The following is an 8,484-nucleotide window of genomic DNA, read 5'->3' on the forward strand; positions in this document are numbered from 1 at the left end:
TCGACACCACGTCGCCGATGTGGGGGTATCGCGCACCCCGGATACCGCCACATCGGCGATATCGAGTCGATCATGCATCGAGCGGGCGGCTCAGTAGGACTTGTCCTGACCGAGGACGTGCTGGGCGACGAAGTTGAGGATCATCTCCCGGCTGACCGGGGCGATCCGGCCGGCCCGGACCGCGCCGAGCAGGGTCGCCACCCCGTACTCGGTGGTCATGCCCGCCCCGCCGAGCACCTGGACGGCGGTGTCCACGGCGAGCGCGGCGGCCTCCCCGGCCGCGTACTTGGCCATGTTGCCGGCCACCCCGGCCTCCAGGTCGCGGCCTGCGTCGTACTGGGTGGCCGCCTTCTGGATCATGAGGCGGGCCAGCTCCACCTGTACCGCGGCGTGTGCCAGCGGGTGCGACACCCCCTGGTGCGAGCCGATGCTCCGGCCGCCCCACACCTTGCGGGTGGCGGTGTACTCGCTGGCCCGCTCGATGGCGTACCGGCCGGTGCCGGCACCCATCGCGGCCACCGTGATCCGTTCCGGGTTGAGCCCGGCGAAGAGCGCCGGCAGCCCGGCGTCCAGCGACTCACCGAGCAGCGCGTCGGCGGGGAGTCGCACGTCGTCCAGGTAGAGCAGGAACTGGTTCTCCGGGGACACGATCTCCATGTCCAACTTGGACCGGGTCAGGCCAGGCGCGTCGGTCGGCACCAGGAACAGCGCCGGCTTCAGCTTCCCGGTGGACGAGTCCTCGGTGCGGGCCACCACCAGCACGTGGCCCGCCTCGTCGACCCCCGAGATGTAGCACTTGCGGCCGTTCAGCAGCCAGCCATCGCCGTCGCGGCGAGCCACCGTGCCGAGGCGGTGGAAGTTGGAACCGGCCTCCGGCTCGGTGATCGCAAAGACGATCTTCTGGGAGCCGTCGGCGAGGCCGGGCAGGTGCCGCTTGCGCTGCTCCTCGGTGCCATGCCGGTTGAGCACCGTGCCCGCGATCGCGGGAGAGACCACCAGCAGCAGCAGCGGGCAGCCGGCAGCCGCCAACTCCTCGCAGACGATGGCCAGCTCGGTGATGCCGCCGCCCCCACCGCCGTACTCGGTGGGGATGTTGACCCCCAGGTAGCCGAGCCGGCCGGCCTCGGCCCAGAGCTCGGTGGTGTGTTCGCCCGCCTTGGCCTTCTCGACGAAGTAACCGTGGCCGTAACGGCGGCCCAACGCCCGTACGGCGTCGCGCAGTTGGTCCTGCTCAGGGGTGAGGTCGAAGGTCATCGGGGGTTCTCCTCCGCAGTGTCGATCACGGCCAGCACCGCCCCGGTGCGGACCTGACCGCCGGCCGGCACCGGCAGTTCGGCGACCACGCCGTCGGTCGGGGCGACGACGGGATGTTCCAGCTTCATCGCTTCCAGGGTGAGCAGCGGATCGCCGGCCGAGACCCGCTGACCGACCTGGACGTGCACCCGGGCCACCGCGCCCGGCAGCGGCGCGAGCAGCGAACCGGCGGCCACCGCCGCGGTGGGCAGCGGAAGACGCGGCAGCTCGGCCAGGCTCGCCGCCCCGTCCGGGCCGTCCACGAACACCGCCGACCCCACCCGGTGTACGCGGTACGCGTGCCGCACCCCGTCGACGTCGAGGACCACCCGGCCCGGGGTGGCCTCGACCAACGTCACGGCCGGCCGTTCGGCGGCGGCAGCAGCGGCGTCTGGTGCGGCGGCACTCAACTCGGCGGCACCGGGTTCGGCGGACCACTCGACGAGCCCGCCCCTGCGGTCCAGCCGGTAGCGGACCTCGATCGCACCGTCCGGCCCGCTGAATCGGGTGACCTGCGGAACGGCCGGCACGTTACGCCAGCCCGACGGCAGCCCGGCCAGCACCGGCGCGGCGGCGCGGCGCCCAGCGGCCGAGGCGAGTGCCGCCGCCAGCGCGGCCAGCGGGAACCGGTCGGCGGGAAGCAGCGGGGCGAAGACCTCCGGGTGCCGGTCCAGGAACCCGGTGTCGATCTCCACGGCCGCGAACGCGGGGCTGCGCAGCACCCGGACCAGCAGGTCCCGATTGGTGGTCACCCCGTGCAGCTCAGCCCGGGCCAACGCGGTGGACAGCAGGCGGGTCGCCTCCGCACGGGTACGACCCCAGACGACCAGCTTCGCCAGCATCGAGTCGTAGTGCGTCCCGACCACCGAGCCGGCCACCACACCCGAGTCGAGCCGCAGGCCCGGCCCGGCCAACCCGCCGAACTCGGCCGCCACCTGCGGGACCGCGAACCGGTGCAGAACGCCGGTGGCCGGCCGCCAGCCCGCAGCCGCGTCCTCGGCACACAGGCGCACCTCGATCGCATGCCCGGTGCTGACCGGCAGGGCCGCCGGCAGTGGCTCACCCTCGGCGACGAGCAGTTGCCACCCCACCAGGTCCAGCCCCGTGCACAGCTCGGTGACCGGGTGCTCCACCTGGAGCCGGGTGTTCATCTCCAGGAAGAAGAACTCCCCATCCTGAGCGAGCAGGAACTCCACCGTGCCCGCACCCAGGTAGTCCACCGCGCGACCAGCGGCCACCGCCGCCTCGTGCAACGCCGTCCGCACCCGCTCCGGAACGACCGCCGGCGCCTCCTCGACGATCTTCTGGTGCCGGCGCTGGATCGAGCACTCCCGATCACCGAGGGCCACCACCCGACCGTGCGCGTCGCCGAAGATCTGCACCTCGACGTGCCGGCCGCGCTCGACGTACCGCTCGATGAAGACCGTGCCGTCACCGAACGCGGCGGCCGCCTCGCGGCGTGCCGAAGCGACGGCCTCGGCCAGCCCACCCGCGTCCCGGACGATCCGCATCCCCCGCCCGCCACCACCGGCGGACGCCTTCACGAGCACCGGAAAGTCGGTGACCGCATCGGTGTCGGTCCAGCTCGGCAGCATCGGCACGCCCGCCTCGGCGAGCAGCGCCTTCGCCGCCAGCTTGTCGCCCATCGCGGCGATCACCTTGGCCGGCGGCCCGACCCAGGTCAGCCCGGCGTCGGTCACCGCCGCCGCGAACTCCGCGTTCTCGGCGAGGAACCCGTAGCCCGGATGGACGGCGTCCGCGCCGCTGCGCCGGGCCGCGTCCAGGATCAACTCGACCCGCAGGTACGTCTCGGCCGGCGCGGCACCGGGCAGCCGGACCGCGTGATCCGCCTCGGCGACGAACGGCTCGGCGGCGTCCGCGTCCGAGTGCACCGCGACCGTCTCCACGCCGAGCGCCCGGCAGGTCGCGAAGACCCGGCGGGCGATCTCCCCGCGATTGGCGACAAGCAGTCTGTTGATCATGAGCGCTGAGCCTGCCTTTCGTTCGCGACTGCGGGACTCCGCTTCGCTGCGTTCCTCGCGCTCACGGGCTACATCCGGAAGACGCCGAAGCCGGCGGCGCCCTGCACCGGTCCGCTGTGGATCGCCGAGAGGCAGAGCCCGAGGACCGTACGCGTGTCCCGAGGGTCGATCACCCCGTCGTCGTAGAGCCGGCCGGAGAGGAACAACGCGCCCGACTGTGACTCGATCTGCTGCTCGACCATCATCCGCATCGCGGCGTCGGACTCCTCGTCGTAGTCGCGCCCCCGGGCGGCGGCAGCCTGCCGCGCCACGATGGAGAGCACCCCGGCGAGCTGAGCCGGGCCCATCACCGCCGACTTCGCGTTCGGCCAGGTGAACAGGAACCTCGGCTCGTACGCCCGGCCACACATGCCGTAGTTGCCGGCCCCGTACGAGGCGCCCAGGTTCACCGTCAGATGCGGCACCGTCGAGTTGGACACCGCATTGATCATCAGTGCGCCGTGCTTGATGATGCCGCGCTGCTCGTACTCCGTGCCGACCATGTAGCCGGTGGTGTTCTGCAGAAAGATCAGCGGGGTGTCGGAGGCGTTCGCGAGCTGGATGAACTGGGCCGCCTTCTGCGCCTCCGCGCTGAACAACACCCCGCGGGCGTTGGCCAGCACGCCAACCGGGTACCCGTGCAGCTCGCCCCAGCCGGTGACCAGCGCGTCCCCGTACGCGGGCTTGAACTCGTCGAAGTCGCTGCCGTCCAGGATCCGGGCCAGCACCTCACGCGGGTCGAACGGCACCTTCAGGTCGGCGCTGGTGATGCCGAGCAGCTCCTCCGGGTCGTACTTCGGTGGCTGCGGCACGGCCGTCCGCGGCGGCGGGCCCTGCTTGCGCCAGTTCAACCGGCGTACGCACTGCCGGGCCAACCGGATGCCGTCCCGCTCGTCGGAGGCCAGGTAGTCGGCGAGCCCGGACGTGGCCGCGTGCATCGCCGCACCGCCCAACGACTCGTCGTCGGTGACCTCACCGGTCGCCATCTTCACCAGGGGCGGCCCGGCCAGGTAGACCTGCGACCGGTCCCGAATCATGATCACGTGGTCGGACATCCCCGGCACGTACGCGCCACCTGCCGTCGCGTTGCCGAAAACCACGCTGACCGTGGGGATGCCCGCCGCCGAGAGCCGGGTCAGGTCACGGAACACCCGACCACCCGGAATGAAGATCTCCGCCTGGGTGGGCAGGTCCGCCCCGGCCGACTCGACCAGGTTGACCATCGGCAGCCGGTTGGCCAGGGCGATCTCGCCGGCCCGCCGCGTCTTGGCAAGGGACCACGGATTGACCGCGCCGCCGCGTACCGTCGGATCGTTGGCCACGATCAGACACTCCACGCCCTCGACCACCCCGATGCCGGTGACCACGCTGGCCCCGACCGGGAAGTCCGTGCCGTACGCGGCGACCGGCGACAACTCCAGGAACGGGCTGTCCGCGTCCACCAGCAGCTCGATCCGCTCCCGGGGGAGCAACTTGCCGCGCGCGTGGTGCCGGGTCACGTACTTCGCGCCGCCGCCGGCCCGAGCCTGGTCCAGCGCGGCGTCCAACTCGGCCAGTCGGTCCAGCAGAGCCGCACGGTTTGCCACGTGCCCGGGTGCGGACACGTCGACCGCGCTGTTCAAGATGCTCACAGCCCCATGCCCTTCGCGATGATCTCATTCATGGTCGGCCGGCAGGTCGACGATCCGGGCGCGCAGCAGCTCGCCGAGTGCCTTGGCCTGCGGGTCGAACCGGGTCGACGCGGCCACCCCTGCCCCGAGCAGGCCCTCGATCACGAAGTTGACCGCGCGCAGGTTCGGCAGTTCGTAGCGCCGCACCGACAGCGGCCCGGTCTCCGGCACCAGTTCGGCCAGCCGCTCGACGGTCAACCAGGCGCGCAGCCACGCGTACCCGGCTTCGCTCCGCGCCCAGACACCGAGGTTGGCATCCCCACCCTTGTCCCCTGAGCGTGCGCCGACCAACTCGCCGAGCGGTCCGCGTCGGGTCGGGCCGTCGACCGCCGTTTCGCCGCCCGAAACTGTCTCGGCGGCGGCGGTTGCTGCCGCGGCGGGGTCGGTGTGGAGCGGCGGGGCGATCGGCACCCGCTCGCTGCTGGGCAGCACCGCTACGTGCGCCACCGCCTCCTGCGGCACCGTGTCGGCGGTGAAGACGCCGTACGGGGTCGCGTCGCCCGGCAGGGTGGTCAGCGTGCAGCCCGGGTACGACGCCAGCGCCAATTCCACCGCCGCCGCCGAGAAAGCCCGTCCGGTTCGCGCCTTGTCGCCGTCGCGCAGGTGGACGTGGAGCAGGGCACTGGCAGCCTCGGTGTCGACGGCGTCGGGGTGGTCGGTCCGGGCCAGGACGAACTCCAGCCCGTCCTTGCCCACCGCCTCCTCGACCTGCCCCCGGACCAGAGCGGCCTTCGCCTCGACGTCCAGACCACAGAGGACGAACGTCATCGAGTTGCGGAAGCCGCCGAGGTTGTTGACGCCGACCTTGAGCGTGGCCGGCGGTGGCGTACCCCGGACACCGGCGACCTGGACCCGGTCCGGCCCGTCGGCCCGCAACGTCACCGTGTCCAGTCGGGCGACCACGTCCGGTCCCAGGTACGCCGGCCCACCGATCTCGTAGAGCAGTTGGGCGGTGACCGTCTCCACGGTGACCGCGCCGCCGGTGCCCACCTGCTTGGTGAGCACCGTCGAGCCGTCGGCGTGCACCTCGGCGATCGGGAATCCGGGCCGGTGCCCGCCGTCGGGCAGCTCGGTGAAGAAGCTGAAGTTGCCGCCGGTGACCTGTGCACCGCACTCGATCAGGTGCCCCGCGACGGTCGCCCCGGCCAGCTCATCGAGGTCGTCGCGGCCCCACCCGTACCGGGCGATGGCCGGGCCGACCACCAGCGACGCGTCGGTGACCCGGCCGGTGACCACCACGTCCGCACCACTGTCGAGGCAGGCGGCGATCCCGAACGCGCCGAGGTAGGCGTTCGCGGTCAACGCGTCCGGCCGCTGGATGGTGTCGCCCTCGACGTACCCGACCTGGGCTGGCAGGCCCAGACGGCCGGCGAGTGCGTCGATGGCGGCGGCCAGGCCGGCCGGGTTCAACCCGCCGGCGTTGGTCACGATCCGCACCCCCCGGTCGAGGGCGGTGCCGAGGCACGTCTCCAGTTGACGCAGGAACGTCTTCGCGTAGCCCAGGCCGGGGTCGCGCAGCCGGTCCCGGGCGAGGATCAGCATCGTCAACTCGGCCAGGTAGTCACCGGTCAGCACATCCAACTCGCCGCCGTCGAGCATCTCCCGCCAGGCGATGAACCGGTCGCCGTAGAAGCCGGAGGCGTTGCCGATGCGGATCATGCTCGTCCTCCGTCTCCGCCTGCCGGCGCACGGCCGGCGCCCGGCGGGCCGGCGAACGCCTGCGCCACGTCGAGCCACTCGTCGGCGACCGGGCCGACGGCGACCAGGGCGAGATCCGCGCGGTGTCGGCGCTGAGTGACAAGCAGGCAGAAGTCCCGAGCCGGGCCGCTCAGTCGGTCGGCGGCGTCCGCCGGACCCCAGCTCCACGTGTCACCGCCGGGCCCGACCAGTTCGACCCGGACCGGCGCCGTCGGTGCCGTCCGGCCGTGTGCGGCGAAGCCATGCCCGAGGGTACGCACGCCCAGGTGCGCGACGTGCCGGAGTCGGTCGCTGTCGGGGCGGACGACGCCGAGTGTGTCGGCCACATCCGCACCGTGTGCCCAGGTCTCCATGATCCGGGCGGTCGCCATCGAGGTGGCGGACATCCGGGTGCCGTACCAGGGCAGCTTCTCGCCGGCCGGGACGGCCGCCAGTGCGTCGGCGAGTGCCGCCCGGCCGGCCCGCCAGCGGGGGAGCAGCTCCGCTGGCGGCGCGAGGAACTCCTCGGCGCCGGCGTCGACCATTCGGGTCGGGTCCGGTGCGGCGGTGACCGTCGCGTAGAACGCCTCGGGATCGGTGGCGGCGAGCAGCGCCACGTGGTCGGTCCAGGCGAGGTGGGCGATCTGGTGTCCGATGCTCCAGCCCGGCGCGGAGGTCGGCCTCGCCCAGTCGACGGAGGGCAGTGGGGCCACCAGGGCGTCCAGTTGGGCCGACTCGTCGGCCAGGTCGGTGAGCAGGTTGCTGAGGTCGACCATGGTGCCTCCGGTCGGTGCAGGCCTGCGCGGCCGGCGGTCAGGGCGTGAGAAGGGCGGCGAGTTGGCGCTTCCAGGTGGTCAGCAGAGCGGTACGGCGTGCCGAGTCGTCGTTGAGCAGGTTGGCCACCCCGAGCCCGCGGAGCAGGTCGAGGGTGGCCTGCACCGCCTCGCGGACTCCGGGCCGGCGCTCGTCGACACCGAGTAGCGCGACGGTGAGGCGGTGCATCTCCCGCCCGACCGTCGCCTCCAGCGGCACCAGGGCGTCCCGCAGCTCCCGATCGGTGCGAGCGGCGACCCAGAGCTCGAGGGCGGCGACGAACAGCGGCCCGGTGAACGCCACACCGAGCAGGTCGATCACCCGGTCCAGCCGCTGCGGGCCAGCGGGCAGGACCTCGGCCTCGGTGCGCAACTCGGCGGCCCGCCGCTCGGCCAGATGGGCCACGGCGGCGGTGACCAGCGCGGCCTTCGTCGGGTAGTGATGCAGTTGGGCCCCGCGCGAGACACCGGCCCGTGCGGCGACGACGGTGGTCGTGGTGCCGGACCAGCCGTGCTCGATCAGGCAGTCGACAGTCGCCTCCAGCAGGCGGGCCTGGGTGGCGCGGCTGCGCTCCTGCTGAGGAACGCGCGTCGATGCGGCGGACACGGGAACAGCCTGCGGTCTGAGAAACAAACAGTCAAGACTGACTTTTTCTAGAGCTTGGCGTTTGGTCGCGGCAGGGGCGGGGTGGCGGGACGGGTGGTTGGGCCGCAGTCGTCGGCGGCGGCCCGCACCGGGACGGGATGCACCGGTGGGTAGCAGTCCCTGTAGAGCTGCCCCACCAATGGGGCGTGCCGGGTCCTGCGTGCCGGGTCCTGCGTGCCGGGTCCTGCGTGCCGGGTCCTGCGTGCCGGGCCCTGCGTGCCGGGTTCTGCGTGCCGGGTTCTGCGTGCTGGGTCCTGCGTGCCGGGCCCTGCGTGCCGGGCCGACGCACCTGGCCGGACCGGGATGGCAGGACTGGGTGACTCGACCGGGGTTCGACCGGGGTTCGACCTGGGTGCCCCGGACCG

At 72.7% G+C, this 8,484-nt stretch carries 6 protein-coding genes; all 6 read right to left on the reverse strand.

All coding sequences use genetic code 11. The features are described from left to right. Positions 1-90 precede the first annotated feature (90 nt). Positions 91-1,254 carry an acyl-CoA dehydrogenase family protein gene (locus tag C7C45_RS11850; protein WP_110563679.1) on the reverse strand — a complete coding sequence of 388 codons (1,164 nt, stop codon included), beginning with the start codon at positions 1,252-1,254 and terminating at the stop codon, positions 91-93. Continuing rightward, positions 1,251-3,275: an acetyl/propionyl/methylcrotonyl-CoA carboxylase subunit alpha gene (locus tag C7C45_RS11855; RefSeq protein WP_110563680.1), complete on the reverse strand. Its 2,025-nt coding sequence runs from the start codon at positions 3,273-3,275 to the stop codon at positions 1,251-1,253. Before C7C45_RS11855 ends, C7C45_RS11850 begins: the two co-directional genes overlap by 4 nt. Positions 3,276-3,343: 68 nt before the next feature. Beyond that, entirely contained in the window at positions 3,344-4,945 is a 1,602-nt protein-coding gene (locus tag C7C45_RS11860) for an acyl-CoA carboxylase subunit beta (RefSeq protein ID WP_110563681.1), read from the reverse strand. A gap of 24 nt (positions 4,946-4,969) precedes the next feature. Further along, on the reverse strand, positions 4,970-6,643 hold the full coding sequence (locus C7C45_RS11865) for an acyclic terpene utilization AtuA family protein (RefSeq protein WP_110563682.1): 1,674 nt from the start codon (positions 6,641-6,643) through the stop codon (positions 4,970-4,972). Beyond that, positions 6,640-7,437, reverse strand: a complete 798-nt coding sequence (locus tag C7C45_RS11870) for a TIGR03084 family metal-binding protein (RefSeq protein WP_110563683.1) — start codon at positions 7,435-7,437, stop codon at positions 6,640-6,642. Before C7C45_RS11870 ends, C7C45_RS11865 begins: the two co-directional genes overlap by 4 nt. A 37-nt stretch (positions 7,438-7,474) precedes the next feature. Then, a complete protein-coding gene (locus C7C45_RS11875) occupies positions 7,475-8,080 on the reverse strand; it encodes a TetR/AcrR family transcriptional regulator (RefSeq protein WP_110563684.1) in 606 nt (201 codons plus the stop codon). Positions 8,081-8,484: the final 404 nt, after the last annotated feature.

This window comes from Micromonospora arborensis (assembly GCF_003205615.1).
Taxonomy (GTDB): domain Bacteria; phylum Actinomycetota; class Actinomycetes; order Mycobacteriales; family Micromonosporaceae; genus Micromonospora; species Micromonospora arborensis.

Coding starts and splice junctions, on each gene's coding strand:
- C7C45_RS11850 (WP_110563679.1), bottom strand. CDS start 1,254: ATGACCTTCGACCTCACCCCTGAGCAGGACCAACTGCGCGACGCCGTA.
- C7C45_RS11855 (WP_110563680.1), bottom strand. CDS start 3,275: ATGATCAACAGACTGCTTGTCGCCAATCGCGGGGAGATCGCCCGCCGG.
- C7C45_RS11865 (WP_110563682.1), bottom strand. CDS start 6,643: ATGATCCGCATCGGCAACGCCTCCGGCTTCTACGGCGACCGGTTCATC.
- C7C45_RS11870 (WP_110563683.1), bottom strand. CDS start 7,437: ATGGTCGACCTCAGCAACCTGCTCACCGACCTGGCCGACGAGTCGGCC.